This window comes from Nonomuraea sp. NPDC050691 (assembly GCF_040654455.1).
GTDB lineage: Bacteria > Actinomycetota > Actinomycetes > Streptosporangiales > Streptosporangiaceae > Nonomuraea.
In genome coordinates this window covers 1-24,518 of sequence record NZ_JBFAIA010000026.1, presented here as the reverse complement: position 1 = coordinate 24,518, position 24,518 = coordinate 1, and the positions used below count along the sequence as shown (strand labels likewise).

The window sequence follows — 24,518 nt, the reverse complement described above, 5'->3', positions numbered from 1 at the left end:
TGGTCGGGGGTGACCGTGGGGGTGACGGTGGGCGAGGTCGTGGGGCCGGAGCCGTCGAGGGTCGGGGTCTGCCAGTCTCTTCACTCGGACAGATTGCCGCTCGCCTTGGACGAGATCCTGATCGCGCCGGGAGCATTGCCCGTATTCGGGGAGCCCGGGTGACGAGTGGCTCGGGCTCCCAGGACTTGGCCATCTCGTGACCGGCGGCTCGGCGCGTGACGCCGCCTCTCCGCACACCTCCACTGATACTCTATGTCACGAATTGATCGCGTTGTGTTATCAAGGGGGGCTAGGGTGAAGGTCGCCTGTGTCGGCGGGGGGCCCGCCAGCCTGTACTTCTCGATCCTGATGAAGCGGGTGGATCCGTCCCATGACATCACCGTCTACGAGCGCAACCCGGCCGGGTCCACGTACGGCTGGGGAGTGACCTACTGGGACGAACTGCTCCAGCATCTGCAGCGTGCCGACCCCGAGTCGGCGGCCGCCATCCTCGACGGCTCGGTCCGCTGGGACAGCTTCGTCGTGCACGTGCGCCACCGGGCGACGGTGACGGTGGAGAACGGGGACGAGGGCTTCGGTGTCGGCCGGCGCCGGTTGCTGGACATCCTCACCGAGCGGGCCCGCTCCCTCGGCGTCCGCGTGGAGTTCGAGCACGAGATCGCCGACGAGGACGCGGAGGAGCTGGCCGGCGCCGACCTCGTCGTGGCCGGCGACGGGGTCAACAGCGTCCTGCGGGAGCGCCACGCCGCCCACTTCGGCACCGAGGTCGAGGTCGGCCGCGACATGTACGTCTGGCTCGGCACCACCAAGGTCTTCGACGCCTTCACCTTCGCGTTCACGCCGACCGAGCACGGCTGGATCTGGTGCTACGGCTACGGGTTCGGCGACGGCCACAGCACCTGCGTCGTCGAGTGCTCCCCGGAGACGTGGCGGGGGCTCGGCCTGCACCAGGCGAACGAGGCCGACAGCCTCGCCCTGCTGGAGAAGCTGTTCGCCGAGATCCTCGACGGGCATCCGCTGATCGGCCGGGCGAACGCCGACGGCGGCGCGCACTGGCTGAACTTCCGCACCCTGACCAACCGCACGTGGCGCCGCGGCAACGTCGTCCTCATGGGGGACGCCGCGCACACCACGCACTACTCGATCGGGGCGGGCACCGCCCTCGCCCTGGCGGACGCCGCCACCCTGGTCAACGCCCTGCACGCGGGCATGGAGCCGGAGGCCGCCCTGGCCTGGTACGAGCGGGAGCGCAAGGCCGCGCTGGTGGCGCCCCAGCGTTCGGCCCGCAACAGCGCCCGGTGGTACGAGGACCTCACGCGCTACATCGACCTGCCGCCGGAGCAGCTGGTGGTGCTGCTCAGCCAGCGGCACTCCGGGGTGCTGCCGCACGTGCCGCCGCGGCTGTACTACCGGCTCAACCAGTTGTCCACGACTCTCGGGGAGCTGCGCAGGGGCAGGCACTGACCGCCCCGGGCGGACGTCTCCTTCCTCAGCGGGCCGTCAGGCGGGTCCGTACGACCAGGTCGTGGAGGGCGTCGTGGGCCGCCGGCTCCTCCGGCAGGGCCGAGGAGCCGCGCGCCTCCGTCAGCTCGGCGGTCAGGCGCTCGACGTCCCCGGCCGCGCCCGGCACGTGCGGCGCCGCGCCGTGCTCGGCCTCGCGCTTGGCGGCGACCAGGTCCGGCAGGTACGGCGGGCCGTAGGCGTACAGGCGCGTCAGGTCGGCCTCCACCTCCCCTGCCCGCATGAGGTGGAGCCCGGTCAGGAGCACCCGGAACGTGTACAGCAGCGGCTTGAGCCGCCCCGTCTTCTCGAACAGCCGCCACTGCGTCCGGGCGAACCCGAGGTAGTGGTGGGCGTGGTGCCGGGTCAGGCAGGCGGGCGCGAGCGCGACGAGCGGCGAAGCGTGTCCGGGCCGGTGCGCAGTCCCACGACCCGCTCGGCGGGCAGCACGTGCACGCCGCGCAGGTCCACGTCCGAGTCGGCCGACGGGAAGCCGTACAGGTGCGCGCCGCTGACCGTGGCGAACGCCAGGGGGTACGGCTGCTCGCCGGCGATCTCCGGCAGCCAGGCGGGCAGGTTCACAGGTGGCCCCTTCGGACGTCCATCAGGAACTCCTCCACCCGTTCCAGGCCGGGTTCGGCCGGCAGGACGCTGGGCGCGGCGGCCAGTTCGGCGTTCAGGGAGACGCGCCACGCGTCGACCTCGGCCCACGGCACCTCGCCGCGCCGGACGCTCAGCAGGCGGTCCCGGAAGGCGTCCATCCGCACCAGCGGCTCGCCGTGCCGGACCAGGTTCAGCCCGCTCAGCAGCAGCCTGATCATGTGCATGGCCTGCTTCCATCTCGGGGCGGCCGGGTCGAGGCGGCGGAACTGGTCGTCGGCGTAGCGGGCGAACGTCTTGTGCGCCCGCCGCGACACGAACGCCCCGCGCAGGCCGAGCAGCCGCTCCCCGTACGGGGTGGCGACCTCGACGAGCGGCGACCACAGGCATTCCAGCACCGTGGGGTTCGCGGCCAGGGCGAGCGCGCAGAACCGCTCCACCTCCCAGGAGAACTGCTCCGGCAGCGGCCCGTCGCGGTGCGTGGGCGGCTTGGTCAGGCGCCAGAAGTCCTGGGTGGGGGCCACGAAGATCCCGCGCCGGTCGGTGTCGGACCCGTCGGTGTCGAGGCCGTACGCGCGCGATCCCGTGACGACGGACAGAATCAGGTCGTCGCCGAGGCGGGGGCCTTCGCGGGAGGTCATGGTGGGTGCCGGCTTCCTGTGGGGTGGTGGTCGATCACCGTATCGGGGCGTATCGGGAAATGTCCTCTAGTTTCGTGCCGCTGCTGCACGGAATCTCGACAGTTTCCCCGCGGGAACGCCACGGCCCTGTGCTTGGCTCCATCTCATGATCGACAGTCATGAGCCGTCGGTGCCCGATCCGATCGACTACCTCGACCAGGTCGCCGCGAGCGCACCGGGCCGGGCGTACAAACGGCGGGTCCTCCGCCTGCTCGGCCTGCGGCCGGGTCAGACGGTGGTGGACCTCGGCTGCGGGCCCGGCACGGACCTCGCGGAGATGGCGGACGCGGTCGCGCCGGGAGGCCGCGTCATCGGCGTCGACCGTGACCCGGCCATGGTCGCGGAGGCGCGCGCCCGGCTGGGGGGACGGCCGGGCGCCGAGGTCCGCCCCGGTGACGTGCACGCACTCCCGCTGGACGGCGGCAGCGTCGACCGGGCCCGGACGGACCGGGTGCTCCAGCACGTGGAGGACCCGTCCCGGGTGCTGGCGGAGTTCCGGCGCGTGGTCCGTCCCGGGGGCCGGATCGTCATGGCGGAGCCCGACTGGGACGGCCTGCTGGTCGACTCCCGCGACATGGCCATGAGCCGCCGGCTGACGCGCTTCGTCGCCGCTGAGGTCGTCCGCAACGCGGCCGTGGGCCGTGGGCTGGCGCGGCTGTGCGAGGAGGCGGGACTGACGGTGCGGTCCGTGACCACCGTGGCGCCGGTGTTCCGCGACTTCGACACCGCCGACCGGCTGCTCGGGCTGCGCCGTACCGTCGTCAGGGCGAACCGGGCGGGCGCTCTCGGCCCCGGGGCGGAGGAGTGGATCGAGGAGCTGCGGTCGCGGCCGTTCCTGGCGTCGTTCCTGCTGTTCCTGGTGACGGCCGAGGCGCCCGGCCGCCCGCGGGGCCGGCGGGTGCGGGGCGCGGCGGGCGCGCGCGGGAGAGCAGGCGTGCCGTGATCGGCTGGCCGAGCAGGATGCCCGCGAAGACCAGGACGAGCCCGCAGACCTGCTGCGCCGTGAGCGTCTCGCCCGCCACCGCCGTGCCGAGCAGGACGCCGGTCAGCGGGTTGAGCAGGCCGATCAGGCCGACCGTCCCCGCGCTCAGGTGCCTCAGCCCCGTGAACCAGGCGGCGAACGCCAGCGCGGTCGCGACCACCGTGACGTACCCGAACCCGAGCAGCGCCGGCGTGTCGAGCCGCGGCGGCGCGCCCTCGACCACGACCGCGACGGGGACGAGCACGGCGCCGCCGGCGACGAGCTGCCACGCCGTCAGCGAGAACACGTCCACGGACGCGCTCCACTTCTTGGCCAGCACGTAGCCGAACGACGACATCGTCATCGCCAGGACCGACGCCAGCACCCCCGTCGCGTTCACGGCCGCTGCGCCGCGCAGCAGCAGGAGGCAGACCCCGGCGATGCCGATGACCGCCCCGGCCGCGTGCGTCGCGCGTGGACGTTCGGACAGGGCCGCCCAGGCGAACAGCATCATCACCACGGGCGAGGTCGCCATGATCGTCGAGGCGACGCTGGTGGGGAGCGTCTGGGCCGCCAGGTAGACGAGGGCGAAGAACGCGCCCATGTTCAGGGTGCCGAGCAGCAGCGACCGCCACCACCACGACCCGCGCGGAAGCCGCCTGCGGACGAGGAGGAGCAGCAGCCCGGCGGGCAGCGCCCGGATCGCGGCGCCGTACAGGGGGTGGTCGGCGGGGAGGAACCGGTGGGTGACGAGGTACGTCGCGCCCCACGCCACGGGCGCGATCGCGGTGACCGGGGCCCACCGCAAAGTAGCTTCCATGGAAGACAATGTAGCTTCCATGGAAGCTACTATGTAACCGTGACCGATCTCGACCGTCTCGACCACGTGGCGCGGATCCAGCAGGCGTGGGCGCGCGAGCGTCCCGACCTGGACGTGGCGCCCCTGGGAGTGATCGGGCGGCTGCACCGCCTGGCCGGCCACCTCACCGACCGGCTCCTGATCGTCTACCGGCGGTACGGGCTGGGGGAGGGCGAGTTCGACGTGCTCGCCTCCCTCCGGAGGGCCGGGCCGCCGTTCGAACGCGCGCCCGGCGAGCTCGCCGCGTACACGATGGTCACCACGGGCGCCATGACCAAACGGATCGACCGGCTCGAACGCGGCGGCCTGGTCACCCGCCGCCCCAGCGAGCGGGACGGCCGCGCGCGCGTCGTCGCGCTGACCGACGCCGGGCGGGAGCTGATCGACGAGGCGTTCGCCGAGCACACGCGCAACGAGCGCCGCCTCCTCGACTGCCTGACCCCCGAGGAGGCGGCCCAGCTGGAACGGCTGCTCGTCACCTGGCTCGCCTGCTTCGAGTCCCCGCGCCCGCCGCGCGACGAACCCGGCGCGTAGCGACCGCCTCTCTCGGAGTTGGTCTCAGATGGTGCCGAGGCGGAGCTCGAACACGACCCGGTCGACGGACGGTCCGTCGTAGTCGGGGACGGGCCCCTCCACCGCGAACCCCATCGCCCGGTGGAACGCGATGGAGCCGTGGTTGAGCGGCGAGGTGATCGCCCGGACCCGCGTACGGCCGTCCGCCGCGGCGAGGCCGAAGAAGCTCCGGTAGAGCCGGCGCGCCAGCCCGCCGCCGCGCCGGCCCGGATGGACGCCCACGAAGTGGATGTACGCGGCGTCGGGCAGCGACGGGGACAGGAAGCCGATGAGGAACCCCGCCAGGGCGTCGCCGTCCTCGGCCACGAGGCTGGTGCGGTGGAAGTGGTCGAGGAACAGCCGCGGCAGGACGCCCTGGACGGGGCGTCCCCACCAGTCGTCCACCACGGGGGCGATCCGGTCGTAGTCACGCGGTTCGGCGGCGCGCAGCCGCACGTCGTCGGTCATGCTCATCACTTCCCGTCCACTGTGATCATCCAGGAGTGCCCGGTGGACATCATCCCTGAGCGAACGGCCTCCTCCGCGGCCAGGGGGCCGGGCTATCCTCGGGCCGTGATCGATACCTGGGACCCTGCGACGACCGGTGTTCTGCGGCTGCCCTCGGGGCGGCTCGTGCGCGGCCGGGGGCTGAGGCGTCCCCTTCCCGAGGGGGCGGCGCCCGCCTTCGGGGTGTACCTGCTCGGCAAGGAGCCTCCGGCGGTGGCGTGGGAGACGCGGTGGGTGCGCTGGCCCGACTTCTGGCTGCCCTCCGACCGGGCCGCCGCGACGGAGGCGCTGCGGGAGGTGTGGGAGCGCGCCGCGACGGAACGGGTCGAGGTGGCCTGCGGCGGCGGCGTGGGCCGCACCGGCACCGCCCTGGCCTGCCTGGCCGTCCTGGACGGCGTGCCGGGTGACGAGGCCGTCGCGTACGTGCGCGCGCACTACAAGGCCCGGGCCGTGGAGACGCCCTGGCAACGCCGCTTCGTCGCCCGTTTCCCGACTCGGGCCGGGACGTAAGCACGCCGGTAAAGGCCCGGCCGGTACGGCGTGTCGCCCAGGACGAGGCCCGCAGGGGGGAGCGTCGTCTACGCTCGGCCCATAGGTACCGAGGTGAGAGGGGACTCCTCGTGGCTGACGACATGACGGGGCTGACGGGCCTGCTGTACGAGATGGGGCTGCTCAAGCGCTACAAGCGCACCGGCTGGCTGGTGGCGGGCGTGCGCGATCCGGAGAGCATCGCCGACCACTCGTTCCGCACGGCGGTCATCGCGGGGGTGATCGCGGCGCTGGAGGGCGGCGACCCGCAGCGGGCGGCGTTCATGAGCCTGTTCCACGACAGCCAGGAGACGCGGATCACCGACATCCCGTACGTCGCCAAGCGCTACGTCACGGCGCCCGCCAACGAGGACGTCACCGCCGACCAGACGCGTGACGTGCCCGAGGCCGTGGCCGCCATGCTGCGGGACGCGATCGCCGAGTACGAGGAGAAGGTCAGCCTCGAGGCGGTGTGCGCCCGCGACGCCGACAAGCTCGAATGCCTGCTCCAGGCCGTGGAGTACCGCGAGCAGGGGAACCAGAACGTGCAGCCGTGGATCGACAGCTCGCTGGCGGCGCTCAAGACGGCCACGGCCAAGCGGCTCGCCGACGAGGCCCTGCGGACCAACACGCTCGACTGGCTGACCCGCGTCCTCGACGGAGGCTGAGACCGGTCACGCCGGCGGGTCCCCTACGCTGGGGGCATGATTCGCCGCGCCACCCCTGCCGACGTGCCCGCCGTCCTCGGACTGATCCACGACCTCGCCGAGTACGAGAAGGCCGCGCACGAGGTGCGCGCGAGCGAGGAGCAGCTGCGCGCCGCGCTCTTCGCCGACGCGCCGGCGGTCTTCGCGCACGTCGCGGAGGAGGAGGGCGCCGAGGGGGAGCGTGAGGTCGTCGGGTTCGCGCTGTGGTTCCTCAGCTTCTCGACCTGGCGCGGCACGCACGGCGTCTACCTGGAGGACCTGTACGTGCGCCCGGACCGGAGAGGCGGCGGCCACGGCCGGGCGCTGCTGGCCGAGCTGGCGCGGATCTGCGTCGAGCGCGGCTATCACCGGCTCGAATGGTCGGTGCTCGACTGGAACGAGCCCGCGATCGGGTTCTATCGCGCGCTGGGCGCGGTGCCGATGGACGAGTGGACGGTGTTCCGTCTGACGGACGAGCCGCTCCAGGCCCTGGCCGGGCGCGCCGCCCCCTGACCGCCCACTCTTGACCATCCGCTCCTGACAGCCGGGCCCTTGGCCGCCCGCCTTCCCGGACCGACCGTCCCGTGACGTCCGTCGCCGCGGGCTCCGGGAACGGGGCCCGCGGCGATCCGGGACGCCTGGTGCGGCGCGCCTACCTGCTCGTGGTCGCGGGGCGGGACATGCCGCTGGACGTGCGGTCGAACACGTCCGTGTCGGCCTCCATGCCGCGCTCCATCTCCGGCATGGTGCCGCCCATGCCCATGGCCTCCCGCGCGCCGCCCTCCTCCATGCGCAGCGCGACGCCCAGGGCGAAGAACGTGGGAGCCCATTCGCCGATGAAGATGCCCCACCGGTCGGCCCGGTCAAGGCCGTGGGTCTTCTCGGCCTGGGTGGACATGGCCCAGGACGCGAACGCGAGCCCGATGGAGGCCATGCCGGCGGTGTAGGCGTGATGGGATCGAATTCCCATCTTGTGGAGCATTCTGATCATGATTCCCCCTTTGCTCTGGTGCTGCTACCCGCCCCGTATGTCCAGGTAACACGCCATCAACCCGCTTTGCCGGGTCTTGGGCGGGGTGGGGGAATGTCAGGCGGCGGGGTCCGGATCGCTGGTCGCCCGGAAGCCCGCCGCCCGGTGGGAGCCGTCGCAGAACGGTTTCGTGGACGACAGCCCGCACCGGCACAGCGCCACCGTCGCCCGGCCAGGGTCGATCTCCTGCCCCTCCTGGGTCACCAGCCGGAACCGGCCGCGCACGAGGAGCGGCCCGTCCTCGCAAGGAGTCACGGTCACTTCGCCGTCACCGTCGGTACGCATTCCGGACACCTGCCCAGGCCGTCATCGCGAAAACTCACTCACCGTGACGCTTCACTGGTGTCGCGAGACCGTTCAGAGGTCGGATCGTGATCCTGGCGCGACCAACCCCCCGGGGTGCCGCCGTAACGTCCAGCGAGTGCCCGAAATGGAGCCGAACGTCACCAACGCCCCAGCCCCTCTGCCGCAGCGTGACAGTGCCGATCGCTGCCCCAGTGTCGACTCCGGGCGGCGCTGCGTCCTGCCGACGGGTCACCACAGCCCGCATGTCTATCCACCGTCGGAGCCGCACCCCTGACGGAGTGGCCCGTGCCGCCTGATCCCCCGGTCCGCCGGTCATGATCCCTGGAGACCGTAAAGGGCTTGTGCGGACTGGACAAGCAGGCATTCGATCAAAGGCGGCGTGGGCATCAAGCCGCCATGCACAAGATTTTTCAGCGCAGGTCACTCCTGCTTGCGGCCGTTATCCCAGCTCTGCTGGCCGCGGGCTGCGCGGCCGGCGGCGGCACGGAGGCCATGGGGGGCGCGGCGAGCCCCGGCGCGCCGACCACGGACATGAGCTCGATGCCGATGGAGAGCGGCTCTCCGACGGAGACCCGGATGGAAAGCAAGGACACGCCGAAGGGAACGGTCCAGCGCTACTTCGCCGCCCTCAAGGTGGGCAGTGTGGACGCCGTCGTCGCGCTGTTCGGCCCCGACGGGCTGGCGGCCGTGCAGGGCTCGGACACCGCCGAGGGGACCGACGCCATCCGCAAGCTCTACCAGCAGACGCTCACCGGGCCCCAGTCGGGCACGTACACGATCGAGGAGGCGGAGAAGTTCGGCGACGAGTACGCCTTCGTCCGCGCGACCAGCGAGCAGGACAGCCAGAGCACCCGGGAGTTCTTCATCCTGGAGAAGTCCGGCGACGGGTACAAGATCGATCGCTTGATGAGCAACCAGGCGTCCTGACCCCGCGGGGTCCTCTTCGGCGAGCGGTGGCGGCCCGGCCGGCGGCCACCGCTTCGTCATGCCGCGGGGCCTCCGCCGGGAACCTCGGGGCGCCGCAGGGTGTACCAGCATCATGAAGACGATCGCGAGAGCCCTGACCTGCCTGCTCGCCCTCGTGCTGACGGCCGTGGCGACACCGGCCCAGGCCGCCGGGAACTGGGCGGTGACGTACCTGGACCCGCTGCCGGCGCGGTTCGCCGCCGGCACGCCGTACACGCTGGGGTTCTGGGTGCTCCAGCACGGCAGCCATCCGTACGCGGGAGACCTCGGGCCGACGGGACTGCGGCTGACCGGGCGGGGCGGCGAGGTCCTGACGTTCCCGGGGACGCGGCTGCCCGAGGCCGGGCACTACGCGACGTCCCTCGTCGTGCCGAGGGGGACGTGGCGGGTCGAGGGGATCCAGGGGCTGTTCCAGCCGCACCCGGTCGGCACGCTCACCGTGCCCGGCGGGCTGGAGGTGACCCCGCCGTCGCGGGAGGCGATCCCGTCGAAGGTGATCCCGGGCCAGGACTACTGGGGGCAGATCCGGCCGCCCGGCTTCCCGGCGGGCAAGGGGACGACGGTCGTCCCCGCGCCGGACACGTCACCGCCGGCAGAACGGCCGGACGCGGCGACTCCGGGGGCTTCGGAACTTTCCGGGGTCTCCAGGGCGGCGGCTCCGGATGACCGGCCCGTCGCGGGCGGCGGTTCGTCCGGCTCGGGGGGTGGCGGCGTCCCGCCGTACACGCTGGTGATCGCCGCGGTGGCGGGGGCGCTGCTCGCGCTGGCGGCGCTGCGCCGCCCGGTGCGAGAACGGCGCCGCCCCGACGCGGACGGCGACACCGTGACCTTCCCGGGCTGAGCACGCCCCCACCCTGAACACGCGCGGCTGAGCGCGACCGGACCACTGGGCACGGCCGGACGACTGAGCGCGCCCGGACGACCCGACGGCCGGGTGTGCTCAGAGCGGGGGCGGAGGCGGGGGAGACAAGAGCGCGTCCAGTGTGCGGACCAGCGTCTCTCCCGCCTCCTCGCGCGCCAGCCGACCGGCCTCGACCTCGCCCGCCGCCGTGTGCAGGATCCCCAGGAACGTGCTGACGAGCCAGGTCAGCGGCAGATCGGTGCGGAACGCGCCCTCGTCGCGGCCCCGGGCGATCAGGCGCTCCACCCGGCTCAGCGGCTCGGCGTGGCGTTCGCGGACCCGCTCGGCGGGCAGCGCCGCGTCGGCCGCCAGGAACAGCCGGCTGTGCTGGCTCAGCACGTCCCAGGACGAGCGGACCAGCGCGGCCAGCGCCTCGCGGGCGGACGGCGTGTCGAGGTCGAGCCCGGCCAGCGTCGTGTCGGCCAGTTCGACCGTGTGGCTCACCACCGCTTCGACCAGCGACTCGCGGGAGGGGAAGTGGCCGTAGAGCGTCACCCGGCCGACGCCGGCCTCCTTGGCGACCTGCATCACGCTCGCGCCCGGGTCGGCGCTCAGCACCCGCCGCCCCGCCTCGAGGATCGCGGCGATGTTGCGCTCGGCGTCGGCCCGTCTGGTCCCCATACGGCGAGCCTAGTGGCGCGTCCCGCGAGCCACGGTCACCGGCGGACGATCACACCTCCCACGCGCACCCGACGGGGTCATGGTTCACCTGCCCGCGCGCCGGGGTGCCGGCCGACGAGCCCGCCGGCACGTCACAGCTCACGCTCGTGCATGTCGAGGATCGCCATGGACAGCGCCACGGCCCCGGCGGCGTCGCCGGACTCGATGGCGTGCAGCAGGTCCCAGTGCGAGGTGTCCGGCTCGCGCGTGGTCCGGCGCACGTCGCGGACGCTGTCGCGGACGGCCTCGCCCATGCTGTGGTAGAGGTCGGCGAGCAGCGGGTTGCGGGCCGCGTCCGCCACCCGCAGGTGGAAGGCGGCGTCCGCGTCGGCGAACCCGTCGAGGTCGTTCGCCTCCCCGGCCGCGTCCCTGCGCTCCAGCGTCTCCCGCAGGGACGCGAGGTCGTCGTCGGTGCGCCGGACCGCCGCCAGCCGGGCCGCCACCAGGTCGAGGCCGCGCCGCACGTCGATGATGTCCATGGCGGCGGCGCGGTCGAGCCGGCGGCGCAGCGCGATCCGCGACTCGTCCGTCGCGGTCACGTACGTGCCGTCGCCCTGGCGGGTGGTCAGCAGCCCCGCGTGCGCGAGCACGCGCACGGCCTCGCGCACCGAAAGACGGCTCATGCCGAGACTCGCCGCGAGCTGCGCCTCGGACGGGATCTTCGTGCCGACCGGCCACGCCCCGCCCGTGATCTCCTTGCGGAGCTGCTCGATGGCGGCGTCCACGAGCGAGGTCCGGGAGACGTTGCGCATGCGTCCTCTTTCCTCAGGTCCGGGGCCTCAGGACAGGGGCCTCCGGTTCGGGCCCTCCAGCCTAGACGCGCGCGCCGCTCGGCTCCCTATGGACGGGCGTCTCCGTACATGCGGAGGAGGGTTGCGCGGTGGCCGGACAGGCGTCTCCACCCGTACGGACAGGATCTTGTCAGGCCTTCGGGCGGGTGAGAGATTGCCCGGGGGACTTAACCCCATTCCTGTCACGCCCCACCTTTTGTCACGGAGGACACGCGTGTCGCAATTACGCCCGGCCCTTCTGGCGGTCGCCCTCACCCTGGCGATCGCGCCCCCCGCCCAGGCGGCGGCCGGTCCCGCCATCACCGTCGAGAACGGCCGCACGCAGCCGGTCTTCTCCTACGCCGACGCCGTCCGCGAGCACGTCTACGTCGAGTCGAGCGTCGACAGCGACGCCGACGGCCGGCTGGACCGGGTACGCGTCGACATCATCCGGCCGAAGGAGTCCGGCCCCGGACTCAAGGTGCCGGTGATCATCGACGAGAGCCCGTACTACGACAACTCCGGACGCGGCAACGAGGCCGAGCGGAAGGCCTACGACTCCGCCGGCAATGTCACGAAATTTCCGTTGTTCTACGACAACTACTTCGTGCCGCGTGGCTACGCCGTCCTGAACGTCGACATGCTCGGCACCACCCGCTCCGACGGCTGCCCCGACATCGGCGGCAAGGCCGACGTGCTGGGCGGCAAGGCGGTCGTCGACTGGCTGAACGGCCGCGCCCGCGCCTTCCGCGCCGACGGCACCCCCGCCGCCGCCGACTGGACCACCGGCAAGGCCGCGATGATCGGCAAGTCGTACGACGGGACCCTCGCGAACGCCGTGGCCGCCACCGGCGTCAAGGGCCTGGAGACGATCGTGCCCATCTCGGCGATCAGCTCCTGGTACAAGTACCAGCGCTCCAACGGCGTCGTCTACAACTACGACTACGCCTCCTGGCTCGCCAACTACGTCGACACCGACCCCGAGGCCAAGTGCCAGGCCGTACGGGACCGGATGGACGCCGAGGACGGCGACGACACGGGGAACCACAACGCCTTCTGGGCCGAGCGCGACTACATCTCCGGCCTGCTCGGCGACGCCTCGAAGGTACGGGCCAGCGTCTTCGTCGTCCACACCGTGAACGACCTGAACGTCAAGCCCGACAACTTCTCCACCTGGTGGGACGCCCTCGCCCGGCGCGGCGTGCCGCGCAAGATCTGGGTCGGCCAGTACCAGCACGTGGACCCGTTCGACTTCGAGGGCCGCCGGGACCTGTGGGTCGACACGCTGCACCGCTGGTTCGACCACTGGCTGCTCGGCGTGCGCAACGGCATCATGACCGAGCCGCGCGCCGACGTGCAGACGGGCCCCGCGACCTGGATCACCCAGCGCGACTGGCCGGCGCCGCTCGCGGCCAGGCTGGCGCTGCGCCCGTCCGCCGACGGCACGCTCGGGCTCCGGCCGGCCGCCCGGGGCGCCACCGCCTCGTTCGGGGACGTGGCCATGGACGAGGCCGACATGATCGCCGACGTCGGCACGGCCAAGCCGGGCCGGGTGGCGTTCACCACCGGGCCGCTCCCGCTCGACCTGCGCCTGTCCGGCACCCCCACGGCCGACCTCACGGTCAAGCTCGACAAGCCCACCTCGAACCTCACCGCCCTGCTCGTCGACTTCGGCGACGCCACCCGGGTGGACTGGCGGCGCGGCCAGGGCATCACCACGCTCACCGAGGAGGACTGCCACGGGGAGAGCACCACGGCCGACGACGCCTGCTACAGGAAGATCGTCACCAACGTGGCCGAGCGGCCCGTCGAGATCGTCGCCCGCGGCTGGATCGACGTGCAGAACCGCGCCTCGCCGAGCAAGCCGTCCCCGCTGCCGGTCGGCACGTTCGGCAAGGTCAGGTGGCAGACGCTGCCCCAGGACTACACCTTCGCGAAGGGGCACCGGCTCGCGCTCGTGGTCGCCGGCACGGACAGCACCTACAGCGAGGAGCCGGGCACGGGCGCGAACGTGACGCTCGACCTGGCGGCCAGCACGGTGTCGATCCCGTTCGTCCTCGGCACCCCGCTGGCGGACGTGCCCAAGGACCGGGCCACCTTCCGCGGACCGGCGCGAGTCGAGCTGCCGGAGGCCGAGCCCGAGTTCAGCTTCTTCTGACGCGGTGCCCGGCTCGTTCTCGTTCCGGGTGAGGACCGGGACGAGGACGGGCCGGGCGGGTCCTGTGCTACCTGCCCACCGAGCGTGCCCCGCGGGACACGCCTCAGTACCGGACGCAGTTGCTCCAGTGGCCGTTGCCCTCCCCGTCGATGACGTACGCGCCCGGGTCCTTGGCGACCGTCCAGGAGACCCGCAGCCGCAGCGTCCCGCCGGTGGTCGTCGTGCCGGACGTCCTGCGGCCGTCTCCTCGTGCCACGCCGACCCAGCGCACGACGATCGTGCCCGTCTGCGTGACCGGCCGGCCGTGGCAGCCGGGCCGGGCCGCGGGCACCTTCACCCGGAACGCGCGGCCCGACACCGTGATGCCGCCCGTGCCGCCCGCCGAGACGACGCGGCACGTGCCGCCCTTGCAGGAGAGCGCGAACGTACCGGTGCGGCGGGCGCCGAGCTTGACCGACACCGGCGACAGGGACGCGACCGGGGCGTGCGGCCGCGGCAGCGTCACCGGCTGCTCGCGTCGCGTCCCGGCCGGCTCCCGCGTCACGCGGTCCGTGGGGTTTCCGGTGGCGGAGCGCTTGGCGGGCCGGTCGGCCGGGCTCATCGTGCCGGCCACGACCGGGCTCTCCCGCCGACCGTCCGCCGTCCCCTCGGTGCCGGACGGGCCGGTCGTGGGGTGCGCCGGGGACCCTGCCGCGGGGGTCACGGCGGGGGCCGCGGGCGCGGCGGGAGGCACGGCGGCGGGCTCCGGCGGGGGCACGGGCACCGCCGGGTCAGGGGACGGGCGGCCGTCCGGCGACGGCGTCCGGGCCGGGTCCTCGGCGCCCGTCTCCGAGATCGCCGGCATGTGCTGGCGGGCGTTCAGTCCCGACCAGGCCAGGCCCGCGACCAGGAGCCCGACACCGACCAGCAGGCTCACGCGGGCCACGGTCCGCACCGTGACGCCCGATTCGCCGTCGGCGAGCTCGGGGCGCTCCAGCCAGAACTCGTCGGGGCCGCCCGCGTGCAGCTCCACCACGTGGCCGCCGTTTGCGGGGCCCGGCTCGTAGCGGAGCGGCGCGGTGAACGGCGGGGCGCCGGCGGCCGGGCCCTCACCCGGGCCGTCGGCGCCGCGTCCACGGGCCCACCCCGGCACGCCGTCCCCCCGCCCACCGGCCGGGGGGATGACGGTGTCCTCGGGGGCCCGGCGCGGCCCGGGGATGGTGATCACTCCGTGCACCCGGCCGGAGGAGGGCGGGACCCGCCGGCCCGCCTCCGGGGGGACCGAGCCCGGGCCGGTGGTGGTGGCCGGGTCGGTGGTGGCCGGTCGAACGGGGGAGGGGCGGTGCTGAGGGGAGGCGGGGGTGGCGGATCCGTTGGTGGGCCGGTGGTGCTGGGAGGGGGTGGCGTCGGTGGAGCCGTTCCTCGGGCGGGCGGCGGGCGGGGCGTCGGCCATGACCGGGGCGCTCAGCGGGACGGCCCGCTTCGGGCGGGGGGTTCCGGCCACCATGCGGTCCGTCGGCAGACTCGTGGGCGCCACGCGCGCCGCCGGGGCCGCCACCGGCCGGGCCGCGGGTGCGGGGGCAGGCGAGGGGGTGGCGGTACGCATCGGGGGCACCACCGGCCGCGCCACCTCGGCAGCCACCTGCGCCGGGGCCGCGGCGGCGGGTGGTGTGAGGGGACGCGCTTCGCTGGGGTGCGAGGCGGCGGCGGGTGGGGTGGCAGGGCGTGGCGTCGGCGCGGTGGTGGGGGGTGCCGGGGTGGGGGGAGGGGTGAGTGGGCCATCGTCCGGGTGGTGCTCCCATGGCGGGCCACCTTCGGCCCGGCGTGAGGGGGCCCGCTCCTGACCGGCCGGGCCGCTACTGCTGATCCGGTCACGAGCGGACGCCGCTGGAAGGTTCCGGTACGGCACGCCTCCGCGGTTGCGGCGGACGATGGCCCAGTCTTCGGCCGGATCCGGCGACCAGGCGGGGGACTGGTCGGCCGGGTCCGGGGTCCAGGCGGCGGTCTGGGCGGCCCCGCCTGGGGTCTCGGTGGCGGGCGCGGACGGCCCGCCACGGGTCACGGTGGCTCGCGCGGCGGCCAGCCCCGGGACACGCGCGGCCGGCTCTCGCGGGGTGACGGCCGGCGACTCCGGTCGCGGGACGATGTCCGGGGGCCCCGGCCGGGCGTGCTTGCTGGGCGGGCGGTGCGCGGCCGGGTCAGGTGTGTGCTCCGGGCCGGCGACGGCCGCGCCCGCCGCCGGCCCGGAGCTTTCCCAGGTCCCCGTCGTGGGGCCGGGGACCGGAGAGATGGGCGGCGGCGCGGGCTCGGCGAGCCCGCGCGCCTGCGCCGGGAAGCCGTCCGCCCGCCACAGTCCCGCCTCGTCCGGCAGGGGAAGCGCCCAGGCGAGCTGCCCCTGCAGCGTGCCCGGCGCCGAGGAGATCGGCATCTGGCGCAGCAGCGTGTCGGCCACCATGACGCGCGGCGCGCCCTGGCAGAGGTCGCAGTGCGCGATGTGGCGGCTGATCCGCGCGCGGGTGCGCCGCCCGGGCGCCGACGCCCAGTCGTTCACCCGCGACTCCAGCGCGGCGCATCCGTGGCGGGTCCTGGCGGCGATGACGGCGGCGAACCACTCCTCCAGCCCGTCGGCCGCCTCCAGCACGATCGTCTCCACCTCGTCGACGTCCGCCGCGAAGATGGTGGCGATCTCGTCGTGCGTCAGACCGTGCCGTACCGACAGGTCGAGCAGCTCCCGGTGCGCCGGGGCGAGCGCCCGCAGCGCCTCGGGCAGCAGGTCGGCCATCCGGCCGGGCCGCGACCAGGAGCCGACGCTGGTGGGGGTGGACAGGTACGCGCGGTGCGCCCTGGCCAGCGCGTACAGCCAGGGCCGCAGCGGCGACGACTCGTCGACGCGTTCGGCCCAGGCGTGCGCCGACAGCAGGGTGCCCGCGACGGCCAGTTCGGCGTCGCTCGACGACAGCTCCGTCCGGCAGTAGTCGTACAGGTGCGGCCCGTAGCCGTCGCACAGTTCGAGGATGGCCTCACGTGCGTCCTCCGACAGGGTGCGCCACATGGGGGTCGCATCTCCTCTCCGTGGTTCGGGCATCGGGTCCGGCGTCGGGGCGGCTCCGAGGTCAGCGGGGAAGCTGTTCGGCGATCTCCGTGGCCCAGTACGTGATCACGCTCCCGGCGCCCGCCCGGCGGATCGAGGTGAGGCTCTCGAGGATGGCGCGGTCGCGCGTGAGCCAGCCGTTGGCGGCGGCCGCCTCGATCGCGGCGTACTCGCCGGAGACCTGGTAGGCGGCCACCGGCACGTGGACGGCGTCGGCGACGCGGCGCACCACGTCGAGGTAGAGGCCGGCGGGCTTGACCATCACCAAGTCGGCGCCCTCGTCCACGTCGAGCAGCACCTCGCGCAGCGACTCGCGCAGGTTGGCGGGGTCCTGCTGGTGGGTGGAGCGGGTGCCGGTCAGCCGCGACTCGACCGCGTCGCGGAACGGGCCGTAGAACGCGGAGTCGTACTTGGCGGCGTAGGCCATGATCGGCACGTTGTGGTGGCCGGCGGCGTCGAGGGCCCGGCGGATGGCGCCGACCTGGCCGTCCATCATGCCGCTGGGCGCCACCATGTGGGCGCCGGCCGTGGCCTGGGCGACGGCGACGCGGGCGTAGGCGGCCAGCGTGGCGTCGTTGTCGACGTCGCCGCGCTCGTCGAGGACGCCGACGTGCCCGTGCTCGGTGTACTCGTCCAGGTTGACGTCGCCGATGACGACGGTGGCGTCGCCCACCTCGGAGGCGACGTCGGCGAGGGCGAGCTGGGCGATGCCGTGCTCGTCCCAGGCGCCGCGCCCGTCGCTGTCCTTGCTCTCCGGGATGCCGAACAGCAGCAGCCCGCCGACGCCGGCCCGCACGGCGGCCGCGGCGGCCTTGCGGACGCTCTCGCGGGTGTGCTGGACCTGCCCGGGCATGCAGGTGATGGGACGGGGCTCGTCCAGGCCCTCGCGGACGAACAGCGGCTGGATCAGGTCGGCGGGGTGCAGGCGGGTCTCGGCGACCAGCCCGCGCAGGGCGGGGGTGCGCCGCAGGCGGCGGGGACGCTCGGCGGGATAGCTCATGGTCAGTCTCCGATCACCTTGCCGAGCAGGACCCGCTCGGCGTGCTGGACGGCGGCCTGGGGCGGGCGCCGCATCCAGTAACCGGCGTTGCTGCGCGCGGTGATGTTGAGCGCGCGCAGCTCGCACAAGTGCTCCGCCGTCTTGATGGCCAGCCCGCCGGGGTCGATGACGGGCAGTCCGTGCAGTTCGTGGACGCGCAGGTGGACGAGGATCACGTTGGGGATGCCCTCGGCCGGCACCAGCCACTGCGCGCCGGCCTTGGCGGCCTGGCGCGCGGCCTTGGTGTAGGCGTCCAGGAACGGCTCGAAGTCGTGCGCGAGGGCCCGCTGCACGACGTCCGCGCCGCGCTCGACGATCTGGTACGAGGCCAGCTCGGCGCCCGCGGCCCGGATGTTCTCGGTGATCGGCTCGGCCAGGTGCGGGATGAACCCGAGGACCCCGAGGCGGTGACGTTCCATCCGGGCGGCCTGCCAGACGGCGTCGCCGTAGCCGACGACGGGGATCGACACCCGGCTGCGGGCCGCGGCCAGCCCCGGGTCCTGGCCGGCGCCGCTGATCCAGGCGGCGCAGCCGTCGCGCTCGGCGGTCACGGCGGTCTGCGTGAAGTAGTGGCCGAACAGCAGGCCGATCTCGCCGTAGCCGACCAGGTGCTCGGGCAGCGCGGTGCCGTACGTCTCGGCCGGCAGCGTGTGGATCTCCACGGTCGTGCCGGGGGCGGACACCAGGGCCAGGTGTTCGGCGTACAGCTTGTCCAGAAGCGGCGTGCGGCCCTCGACGGTGTGTTTCTGGAACCAGATGCGCATGTCAGCTCTGCCTCACGGGGTGGGGGACGGGGTCCAGCACACGGTCGGGGCCGCGCCCGGGGGCCCGGCCGGGCAGGGTGTCGGCGGTGCTCGCGGGCATGCCGCCGGGGAGGGTGTCGAGCATCGACGCCTGCGCCAGGTACACGCGGGTGGCCTCCGGGTCGCCGGCGATGGCCCGCAGCCCCGCCATCGCGGCCGCCAGCCGGGAGGTGTCGCGGTCCTGCACGCCGGCCACGCGCGCCTCGCTGCGCGGGATCACGTGTTCGAGCAGGACGTTGCGCCGCCGCGCCGCCCACGCGTCCAGCGCCGCCGGACCGGCGTGCCCGGCCGTCACCTCGGCCAGCACGGCGCCGAGCTCGACGGCGTCGTGGATGCCGGCGTTCATGTTGAGCCCGCCGGCCGTGGACGTCAGGTGCGCCGCGTCGCCCGCGAACAGCACCCGGCCGCACCGGAACGAGCCGAGCACCCCGCGGGACAGGCCGTACCGGTCGGCGCCGATGACCCGCACCGGCCGGCTCACGCCGGGCAGGGCCCGCCGCACCAGCGCGGCCACGCTGGAGGTGGCCAGCGGATTGCGGGCGTCGCACGGGATGCGCACGACGATCCGCCAGTGGTCGGGCAGCGCGAGCAGGCTGCACGACTGGCCCACGTCGCGCACGTACGTCAGGGGCGCGAGGCGCGGCAGCAGCTCGTCCAGCGGCGAGTCGGTGAAGACCCGCAGCGCCTGCGTGGGGTAGGCGGCGCGGGGGAACGGCAGGCCGAGCGAGCCGCGCACGGTGCTGTGCGCGCCGTCGGCGGCCACCACGTACTTGGCCCGCGCCCAGCTCTGCCCGATGCGCAGCCGCACGCCGGTGCCGCCCTCGGCCACCCCGTCCACGGCCGTGCCGAACCGCACGTCCGCGTCGGGCTCGGCCTCCAGCGCCGCCAGCAGCAGCGGGGTGAGCGACGACTGCTCGGCGTGCAGCCGGTACGGGTGCCGGGTCAGGCCGTCGAGGCTGCCCATCCCCATCTCGGCCAGGACCACGCCGCCCCGGTCGCGCCACTGGACGCGGTCCACCACGCGGCCGCGGGCGATGAGCGGCTCGGCGACGCCGAGGTCGTCCAGCAGGTCGAGCGTGGCCGGGTGGAAGGTGGAGGCCCGTGACTGCCTGGCCAGGCCCGCCTCCCGCTCGAACACGGTCACCGGCACGCCCGCCCTGGCCAGGGTGAGCGCGGCCGTCAGCCCGACCGGGCCGGCGCCGACCACGACGACGCCGCTCATGTCCGCTGCCCCTGCACGGCAGGGCGGTGCGGGACGCGGCCCAGCGTGATCGGCATGCCCGTCGCCCGCGACAGCGCCCACCAGGAGCTGCACAGGTTCGAGGTGAGCAGGATCCGGTCGTTGCCGGCGCCGATCGACAGCAGCGCGGGCAGCGTCGACATGCCGGTGCCGCTGAACAGCACCACGGCGTCGTCCGGCAGGCCCGCCTCGCCGACCTGCTCCACCAGCTCGGCCGTGGTGACGTCGTAGGGCGAGAACCGGCCGCGCGCCCGCACGTCGACCACCCGGGTGACGTGCATGCCGGCCGCCTTCCAGAACCGCTCGGCCAGCTCCGTCAGCCACGGCTCGTACGGCGAGACGAGCACGATGTCCTCGGCGCCGATGTGGTCGAGCGCGTCCAGCGTGGCGAGGGTCGCCGAGGCGAACGGCACGCCGAAACGCGCGCTCAGCTCCTCGCACCGGAACCGGTCCTCCTCCGGGCCGAGCAGGTATCGCGAGCCGCTGCACAGCATGACGATCGCGTCCAGCGGCAGGTCGCCGAACGAGCAGATCATCGCGGGCAGCGCCTCGTTGTACGCCTCCAGCCGCTCCGGCAGCGTCAGCCCCGGCCGTACGGGGAACCGGGTGACGTGCATGTCGGCCCGCGAGCCCAGCAGCCGGGCCAGCTCCGGTTCGGCCGCCGGGTTGGCCGGGGGCACGATCACGCCCACTCTGCCGCGTTTCATGCGGTCCTCCCCGCGTCCAGGCCGAACAGCGCCCGCAGCGCGTCGGCGTACCGTTCGCCGAGGGGAGAGCCCGAGTGGCTGGTCAGGCGGGTCAGCGGCCCTTCCAGGAACGCGTCCACCACCCGCTGGACCGCGTCGCGCACCTCGTCACGCGCCGAGGAGTCCAGCTCCGGCGCCCGCGAGGCGAGCCGGTCCAGTTCGGCGTCCGCGACGGCGCTCGCCTTCGTACGCAGCGCCACCGCGACGGAGCCGGTCGCCGATGTCACAGCGACCGAGCCGGTCGCCGACTCCGCAGGGGCGGGCGCGGAACGGGGCGCCGGCACCGTGGTGATCCACGGCCTGTGCGGCACGGCGGCCCGGCGGGCGGGGATCGCGCCGCCGATCCCCCTGCGCGGGCGCCGGTCCGGCAGGACGGGCGCCGGGGCGAGTCCGGCCGTCATCAGCAACCCGACCAAGCCGCGGCCCAGAACGCCGCCTCACGCCGCTCCCGCGCGTCGTCATCCGTCTCGCGCCGGGTCCGCGCGTCGTCGGTGGTGTCCAGCCGCACCCCGGCCCGCTCGGCGCCGAGCAGGTGCACCGCGGCCCCGATCACGGTGTCGGCGAATTCCCGTTGCCGTTCCGCGGCGACCTCCGCCGGGCATTCGACCTTGATGGTGACCATGGTTTCCTCCATGCGCGTGGGGGGTTCAGGACGCGTGCGCGAGCGCCTGGTCGATGACGCTGATGGCCAGGTCGGACACCTGCCTGATGTGGTGCAGCCGGTGCACGGTGCGCTCGGCCTCCGCCCCGTCGACGGGCTCGTCCTCCGCCGGCCGGGGAGGCGGCGGCGCCTGCCTCTCCCTCCGGGCGGGGGCTCCGTAGGGGTGCTGGTACGGCCTGCGGATCTCGTCGGCGAGCATGGTCCACTCCTGTCAGCGCGGCTTCACGGGCGGATACACGGGACTGGTGGGGGTCAGAGCCGTTCGGCGGCCCGATAGGCGGACGGGGGGGCGGACAGGTCGCGGGCGCCGAAGCGGGCCAGCTCCTCCTCCGCCTCGTCGCGTACCTGGACGAAGCTGTCGCGCAGCTCGGCGAGCAGCCGGCGCAGCATGATCAGCTCCGCCTCGGCCTCGCGCCGCGACAGGCGCGGGGTCCTGCGGCGCGGCGTGCCGGCGACCCGGGCGAGCGCCACGGTGCCGACCACCACGGCCACGATCAGGCAGCCGGCCAACGCGGAGGCGAAGCCCGGCATCGGGCCGTCCAGCACCGGCTGGTCCACCAGGGCCGAGGCGCCGGCCACGCCGATCGCGCCGCCCAGCATGCGGGCCGTGTTGATGGCGCCGACGGCGGAGGCGTACTGGGTGGGGTGGGCGGCCATCGTGCCGACCGTGAACGTTCCGGTGGACAGGGCGCCGAACCCGCCGCCCAGCATGAGCGCGGCCACCAGCGTCCAGACGGTGGGATAGGGGTTGGCCAGCAGGAGGGCGCAGCCGCCGCCGAGGAGCAGCGCCCCGGCGTAGATGACCGCGTTGAGGCCGATGCGCCGCCCGGCCAGCATGGCCAGCGGGCTCCCGGCGATCATCGCGAGCGAGATGGGCGTCAGCCACAGGCCGATGGTGACGGGGTCGAACCCGGAGCTCTTCAGGTAGAGCGGGCCGAGCGCCAGCACCACGAACGAGGCCGCGCCGTACAGCAGTGACGCCCCGCCCGACCACAGGAAGCCGGGCCGCCGCCACAGCCGTATGTCGATGGCGCCGGCCGCGTGGCGCCACGAGGTGGCGATGGCCCCGGCCAGCAGGAGCGCGGAGGCGACCCCGCAGCCGATGGTGCGCACGGAGGTCCAGCCCCACGTGCCGCCCTGCGACACGGCCAGCACGGCCGCGGCGATCGCGCCGATCAGCAGCACCGTGCCGAACACGTCGGGCACGCGGCGCACCTGGCCGAGGGAGCGGGGCAGCGCGGGGGTCAGCATGAGCAGGGCCGCCGCCAGTCCGGCGCTCGGCAGGAACAGGCCGCGCCAGCCGTACTCGGCCACCAGCAGGCCGCCTCCGACCTGCAGCATGAGGCAGCCGATGCCCGACGAGGCGCTCCACAGCGCCACGGCGCCGGCGCGGCGGTTGGCGGGCAGCTCGCCCAGCAGCAGGCCGAGCGAGGCGGGGAACATCAGCGCGGCGCCGACGCCCTGCGCCAGCCGCCCGCCGAGGAGCAGCGGGAAGGATGTGGTCGCGATGACCGCCGCGGCGCCCAGACCGTACAGGGCCAGGCCGAAGGCGAGGACGCTGCGCCGGCCCAGCAGGTCGGCGAAGCGGCCCGCCGTGGCCAGCAGCGCGGCCACCGCGGCGAAGTTGATCGTGCTGACCCACGTGACCTCGGCCATCGGCAGGGAGGCCGCGATGGGGTCGCGGCTCAGCACGGGGATCGCCAGCGTCGTCGCCGTGCTGTCGGCCATGATCGCGATGACGACACCGCAGGCGATCAGGCGCAGGACGGCGAAGCGCCCCCGGACCTGGGGCCGGGGTCGCGCCACCGGCCCGACGAACGGGCCGGCGACGTGCTCGCGAACGGGCGTCAGGGTCATCGCGGCGTCTCCGCCAGGTCCCTGCGGGCGACGGTGACGGTCTCGGGCCGCGGCACCTCGGGACGGTTGGGCACGCTGGCCGCGACCATCCGCTCGGTGAGGCCGATGAGGCGGCCGGGCGCCCGCGTCCAGGAGCGGGCCGAACGGCCGGCGTCGGGCCCGACCAGCGACATGACGACCTGCGAGGCCAGCGTCAGGTGCTCGGCGCAGCGGCGGCTCACCTTGGCCTCTAGGCCGGTGACCTGCGCCAGGCGTAGCCGCAGCGCCTCCAGCGAGGCGGTGCGCTCCAGGCCGTCCAGCTCGGCGAGCCGGTCGGGCCAGCGCAGCTCGCGGCCGAGGTGGTCGCGGACCCGCGTGGCGATCTCGTCCGCGGGCACCTTCTCCTCGCGCAGCCGGGTGCCGAGCGCGTAGGCGGTGCGGGCGGTGCGGGCGTAGTCGGACAGCCGGCCCGCGAGGGCGGCGTCGAGCATCCGCGCCCGGTGGACCAGGCACTCGGCGCTCCAGCCGAGCACCATGAGCCGCTCGGCGGCGACCTCGGTGTACCAGCCGGCCAGCCGCAGCTCGCGGGCCATCCGGTGGTAGTGGACCCAGCGGTCGCCGTTGCCGTCCACCCAGACCTCCACGCCGCCGAGCGGCATGTTGGCCACGTGGACGCGCTTGTCACGCGGCGCCACCCGGGCGCAGATGCGCAGGATCACCCGGTCCGGTGCCTGCGGTGCCCTCGGCCGCCTGGCGAACCAGGAACCGGTCTGGGGATCGGTCACGTCCGGCCACCTCCTCGCCGGCGACTCTCCAGAACCGTCCGGCTGTCAAGTCTCACTTTCCACCTGTCGGTCCGATAGTGGCGTTCTGTGGGAAGATGTGTCAACTGACACTTTCCAGTTGGGTATGGATGCGCCTCCGGAGGTTTACGGACGCCGGAAGGCGCGCATGATCCCCGGATTCCCCTACGCTGAGGGTCCCCCGGGCGGCAGGAGGCGCGGAGTGGCGAACATCGCCGACAGGCTGGACCTGGCGCTGAGAGAGCGGGGGCTGAGCGGCGCGCAGGTGGCCGCCGAGCTGACCGAGGCGGGCATCCCCATCACCCGCGCCTACGTCAGCCAGCTGCGCACCGGCAAGCAGACCAACCCCACCCTCCAGGTGCTGCGGGCGCTCGCCTCCTGCCTCCAGGTCAGCGTCGGCTGGCTGGTGGGGGAGGAGTCCCTGGGCGCCGCCTCCGCCGCGGTGGACGACCTCCAGTCACGCGCCGCCGCCCTCGGCGCCGCGGCCTCCGGGCTGTCCGACGGCTCGCTGGCCGTGCTGCGCGGCGTGATCGACCTGGCCCGCCGGGCCGAGGGGCTGCCCGAGAGCCCGGCGTCCGGGCCGCAGGCCACGCCCGAGGTGTCGGCGGTGCCGGCGGCCCGGACCACTCTGGCCCCGCCGGTCCGAGCCGCGCGCG

The 24,518-nt window shown here is 74.2% G+C and carries 26 protein-coding genes and 2 pseudogenes; 10 read left to right on the top strand and 18 right to left on the bottom strand.

Annotated elements, in window-relative coordinates; all coding sequences use genetic code 11:
- Positions 1-294 precede the first annotated feature (294 nt).
- A complete protein-coding gene (locus tag AB0H81_RS13890) occupies positions 295-1,464 on the top strand; it encodes an FAD-dependent monooxygenase (protein WP_358373717.1) in 1,170 nt (389 codons plus the stop codon).
- 25 nt (positions 1,465-1,489) lie between these two features.
- On the opposite strand, the pseudogene AB0H81_RS13885 reads toward AB0H81_RS13890, so the two are convergent.
- Positions 1,490-2,082: pseudogene (locus tag AB0H81_RS13885) on the bottom strand (nucleotidyltransferase domain-containing protein).
- Entirely contained in the window at positions 2,079-2,741 is a 663-nt protein-coding gene (locus tag AB0H81_RS13880; RefSeq protein ID WP_358373714.1) for a nucleotidyltransferase domain-containing protein, read from the bottom strand. Before AB0H81_RS13880 ends, AB0H81_RS13885 begins: the two are co-directional and overlap by 4 nt.
- Before the next feature lie 145 nt (positions 2,742-2,886).
- On the opposite strand from AB0H81_RS13880, the pseudogene AB0H81_RS13875 reads away from it, so the two are divergent.
- Positions 2,887-3,456, top strand: a pseudogene (locus AB0H81_RS13875) (methyltransferase domain-containing protein); the annotation flags it as partial.
- A gap of 85 nt (positions 3,457-3,541) precedes the next feature.
- Here the strand turns inward: AB0H81_RS13875 and AB0H81_RS13870 are convergent.
- On the bottom strand, positions 3,542-4,561 hold the full coding sequence (locus AB0H81_RS13870; RefSeq protein ID WP_358373712.1) for a DMT family transporter: 1,020 nt from the start codon (positions 4,559-4,561) through the stop codon (positions 3,542-3,544).
- Positions 4,562-4,600: 39 nt separating this feature from the next.
- On the opposite strand from AB0H81_RS13870, the gene AB0H81_RS13865 reads away from it, so the two are divergent.
- Entirely contained in the window at positions 4,601-5,134 is a 534-nt protein-coding gene (locus AB0H81_RS13865) for a MarR family transcriptional regulator (protein WP_358373709.1), read from the top strand.
- Between the two features lie 24 nt (positions 5,135-5,158).
- Here the strand turns inward: AB0H81_RS13865 and AB0H81_RS13860 are convergent, their stop codons facing one another.
- A complete protein-coding gene (locus tag AB0H81_RS13860) occupies positions 5,159-5,620 on the bottom strand; it encodes a GNAT family N-acetyltransferase (protein ID WP_358373706.1) in 462 nt (153 codons plus the stop codon).
- A 105-nt stretch (positions 5,621-5,725) separates the two neighbouring features.
- On the opposite strand from AB0H81_RS13860, the gene AB0H81_RS13855 reads away from it, so the two are divergent.
- From AB0H81_RS13855 to AB0H81_RS13845, 3 genes are all read left to right on the top strand, one after another.
- Positions 5,726-6,169, top strand: coding sequence for a protein-tyrosine phosphatase family protein (locus AB0H81_RS13855; RefSeq protein ID WP_358373703.1), 444 nt, complete (start codon positions 5,726-5,728; stop codon positions 6,167-6,169).
- 110 nt (positions 6,170-6,279) lie between these two features.
- On the top strand, positions 6,280-6,855 hold the full coding sequence (locus tag AB0H81_RS13850) for an HD domain-containing protein (RefSeq protein WP_358373700.1): 576 nt from the start codon (positions 6,280-6,282) through the stop codon (positions 6,853-6,855).
- Positions 6,856-6,891: 36 nt separating this feature from the next.
- Positions 6,892-7,386: a GNAT family N-acetyltransferase gene (locus AB0H81_RS13845; protein WP_358373697.1), complete on the top strand. Its 495-nt coding sequence runs from the start codon at positions 6,892-6,894 to the stop codon at positions 7,384-7,386.
- Positions 7,387-7,525: 139 nt separating this feature from the next.
- Here AB0H81_RS13845 and AB0H81_RS13840 read toward each other — a convergent pair whose 3' ends face one another.
- Complete coding sequence (locus tag AB0H81_RS13840) at positions 7,526-7,864, bottom strand: hypothetical protein (protein ID WP_358373694.1); 339 nt, start codon at positions 7,862-7,864, stop codon at positions 7,526-7,528.
- Between the two features lie 96 nt (positions 7,865-7,960).
- Positions 7,961-8,164: a CDGSH iron-sulfur domain-containing protein gene (locus tag AB0H81_RS13835; protein WP_358373692.1), complete on the bottom strand. Its 204-nt coding sequence runs from the start codon at positions 8,162-8,164 to the stop codon at positions 7,961-7,963.
- A 441-nt stretch (positions 8,165-8,605) separates the two neighbouring features.
- Here AB0H81_RS13835 and AB0H81_RS13830 point away from each other — a divergent pair, with 441 nt between their 5' ends.
- Entirely contained in the window at positions 8,606-9,136 is a 531-nt protein-coding gene (locus AB0H81_RS13830; protein WP_358373689.1) for a nuclear transport factor 2 family protein, read from the top strand.
- Between the two features lie 112 nt (positions 9,137-9,248).
- Positions 9,249-10,016, top strand: coding sequence for a hypothetical protein (locus AB0H81_RS13825; protein WP_358373686.1), 768 nt, complete (start codon positions 9,249-9,251; stop codon positions 10,014-10,016).
- Between the two features lie 99 nt (positions 10,017-10,115).
- Here the strand turns inward: AB0H81_RS13825 and AB0H81_RS13820 are convergent, their stop codons facing one another.
- A complete protein-coding gene (locus AB0H81_RS13820; protein WP_358373684.1) occupies positions 10,116-10,697 on the bottom strand; it encodes a TetR/AcrR family transcriptional regulator in 582 nt (193 codons plus the stop codon).
- Positions 10,698-10,828: 131 nt separating this feature from the next.
- Positions 10,829-11,488, bottom strand: coding sequence for a FadR/GntR family transcriptional regulator (locus AB0H81_RS13815; RefSeq protein WP_358373681.1), 660 nt, complete (start codon positions 11,486-11,488; stop codon positions 10,829-10,831).
- 253 nt (positions 11,489-11,741) lie between these two features.
- Here AB0H81_RS13815 and AB0H81_RS13810 point away from each other — a divergent pair, with 253 nt between their 5' ends.
- Entirely contained in the window at positions 11,742-13,664 is a 1,923-nt protein-coding gene (locus AB0H81_RS13810; protein WP_358373678.1) for a Xaa-Pro dipeptidyl-peptidase, read from the top strand.
- Between the two features lie 103 nt (positions 13,665-13,767).
- Here the strand turns inward: AB0H81_RS13810 and AB0H81_RS13805 are convergent, their stop codons facing one another.
- The 10 genes from AB0H81_RS13805 to AB0H81_RS13760 form a co-directional block, all read right to left on the bottom strand.
- Positions 13,768-16,695 (bottom strand): hypothetical protein, encoded by a 2,928-nt coding sequence (locus tag AB0H81_RS13805; RefSeq protein WP_358373675.1) that lies wholly within the window; start codon positions 16,693-16,695, stop codon positions 13,768-13,770.
- Positions 16,696-16,756: 61 nt separating this feature from the next.
- A complete protein-coding gene (gene hemB, locus AB0H81_RS13800) occupies positions 16,757-17,740 on the bottom strand; it encodes a porphobilinogen synthase (RefSeq protein ID WP_358373814.1) in 984 nt (327 codons plus the stop codon).
- Entirely contained in the window at positions 17,737-18,537 is an 801-nt protein-coding gene (locus AB0H81_RS13795) for an aspartate/glutamate racemase family protein (RefSeq protein ID WP_358373672.1), read from the bottom strand. Before AB0H81_RS13795 ends, hemB begins: the two co-directional genes overlap by 4 nt.
- Position 18,538: 1 nt before the next feature.
- Positions 18,539-19,798, bottom strand: coding sequence for an FAD-dependent oxidoreductase (locus AB0H81_RS13790; RefSeq protein WP_358373669.1), 1,260 nt, complete (start codon positions 19,796-19,798; stop codon positions 18,539-18,541).
- Complete coding sequence (locus AB0H81_RS13785) at positions 19,795-20,523, bottom strand: hypothetical protein (protein WP_358373667.1); 729 nt, start codon at positions 20,521-20,523, stop codon at positions 19,795-19,797. Before AB0H81_RS13785 ends, AB0H81_RS13790 begins: the two co-directional genes overlap by 4 nt.
- Positions 20,520-20,963 (bottom strand): hypothetical protein, encoded by a 444-nt coding sequence (locus AB0H81_RS13780; protein WP_358373664.1) that lies wholly within the window; start codon positions 20,961-20,963, stop codon positions 20,520-20,522. The genes AB0H81_RS13785 and AB0H81_RS13780 overlap by 4 nt, the downstream gene beginning before the upstream one ends.
- On the bottom strand, positions 20,963-21,184 hold the full coding sequence (locus tag AB0H81_RS13775; protein ID WP_358373661.1) for a hypothetical protein: 222 nt from the start codon (positions 21,182-21,184) through the stop codon (positions 20,963-20,965). The genes AB0H81_RS13780 and AB0H81_RS13775 overlap by 1 nt, the downstream gene beginning before the upstream one ends.
- Positions 21,185-21,209: 25 nt before the next feature.
- Entirely contained in the window at positions 21,210-21,422 is a 213-nt protein-coding gene (locus AB0H81_RS13770; RefSeq protein WP_358373660.1) for a hypothetical protein, read from the bottom strand.
- 53 nt (positions 21,423-21,475) lie between these two features.
- Entirely contained in the window at positions 21,476-23,080 is a 1,605-nt protein-coding gene (locus tag AB0H81_RS13765; protein ID WP_358373657.1) for an MFS transporter, read from the bottom strand.
- Complete coding sequence (locus AB0H81_RS13760) at positions 23,077-23,844, bottom strand: hypothetical protein (RefSeq protein WP_358373654.1); 768 nt, start codon at positions 23,842-23,844, stop codon at positions 23,077-23,079. The genes AB0H81_RS13765 and AB0H81_RS13760 overlap by 4 nt, the downstream gene beginning before the upstream one ends.
- Positions 23,845-24,064: 220 nt before the next feature.
- Here AB0H81_RS13760 and AB0H81_RS13755 point away from each other — a divergent pair.
- Positions 24,065-24,518 (top strand): helix-turn-helix domain-containing protein (locus AB0H81_RS13755; RefSeq protein WP_358373651.1); only part of this gene is annotated, 454 nt, incomplete at its 3' end.

Bases quoted from the DNA above. Each gene is read 5' to 3' on its own strand.
- AB0H81_RS13880 (WP_358373714.1), bottom strand. From the start codon at position 2,741: ATGACCTCCCGCGAAGGCCCCCGCCTCGGCGACGACCTGATTCTGTCC.
- AB0H81_RS13870 (WP_358373712.1), bottom strand. From the start codon at position 4,561: ATGGAAGCTACTTTGCGGTGGGCCCCGGTCACCGCGATCGCGCCCGTG.
- AB0H81_RS13860 (WP_358373706.1), bottom strand. From the start codon at position 5,620: ATGACCGACGACGTGCGGCTGCGCGCCGCCGAACCGCGTGACTACGAC.
- AB0H81_RS13845 (WP_358373697.1), top strand. From the start codon at position 6,892: ATGATTCGCCGCGCCACCCCTGCCGACGTGCCCGCCGTCCTCGGACTG.
- AB0H81_RS13840 (WP_358373694.1), bottom strand. From the start codon at position 7,864: ATGATCAGAATGCTCCACAAGATGGGAATTCGATCCCATCACGCCTAC.
- AB0H81_RS13830 (WP_358373689.1), top strand. From the start codon at position 8,606: ATGCACAAGATTTTTCAGCGCAGGTCACTCCTGCTTGCGGCCGTTATC.
- AB0H81_RS13825 (WP_358373686.1), top strand. From the start codon at position 9,249: ATGAAGACGATCGCGAGAGCCCTGACCTGCCTGCTCGCCCTCGTGCTG.
- AB0H81_RS13820 (WP_358373684.1), bottom strand. From the start codon at position 10,697: ATGGGGACCAGACGGGCCGACGCCGAGCGCAACATCGCCGCGATCCTC.
- AB0H81_RS13815 (WP_358373681.1), bottom strand. From the start codon at position 11,488: ATGCGCAACGTCTCCCGGACCTCGCTCGTGGACGCCGCCATCGAGCAG.
- AB0H81_RS13805 (WP_358373675.1), bottom strand. From the start codon at position 16,695: ATGTGGCGCACCCTGTCGGAGGACGCACGTGAGGCCATCCTCGAACTG.
- AB0H81_RS13795 (WP_358373672.1), bottom strand. From the start codon at position 18,537: ATGCGCATCTGGTTCCAGAAACACACCGTCGAGGGCCGCACGCCGCTT.
- AB0H81_RS13790 (WP_358373669.1), bottom strand. From the start codon at position 19,798: ATGAGCGGCGTCGTCGTGGTCGGCGCCGGCCCGGTCGGGCTGACGGCC.
- AB0H81_RS13785 (WP_358373667.1), bottom strand. From the start codon at position 20,523: ATGAAACGCGGCAGAGTGGGCGTGATCGTGCCCCCGGCCAACCCGGCG.
- AB0H81_RS13780 (WP_358373664.1), bottom strand. From the start codon at position 20,963: ATGACGGCCGGACTCGCCCCGGCGCCCGTCCTGCCGGACCGGCGCCCG.
- AB0H81_RS13775 (WP_358373661.1), bottom strand. From the start codon at position 21,184: ATGGTCACCATCAAGGTCGAATGCCCGGCGGAGGTCGCCGCGGAACGG.
- AB0H81_RS13770 (WP_358373660.1), bottom strand. From the start codon at position 21,422: ATGCTCGCCGACGAGATCCGCAGGCCGTACCAGCACCCCTACGGAGCC.
- AB0H81_RS13765 (WP_358373657.1), bottom strand. From the start codon at position 23,080: ATGACCCTGACGCCCGTTCGCGAGCACGTCGCCGGCCCGTTCGTCGGG.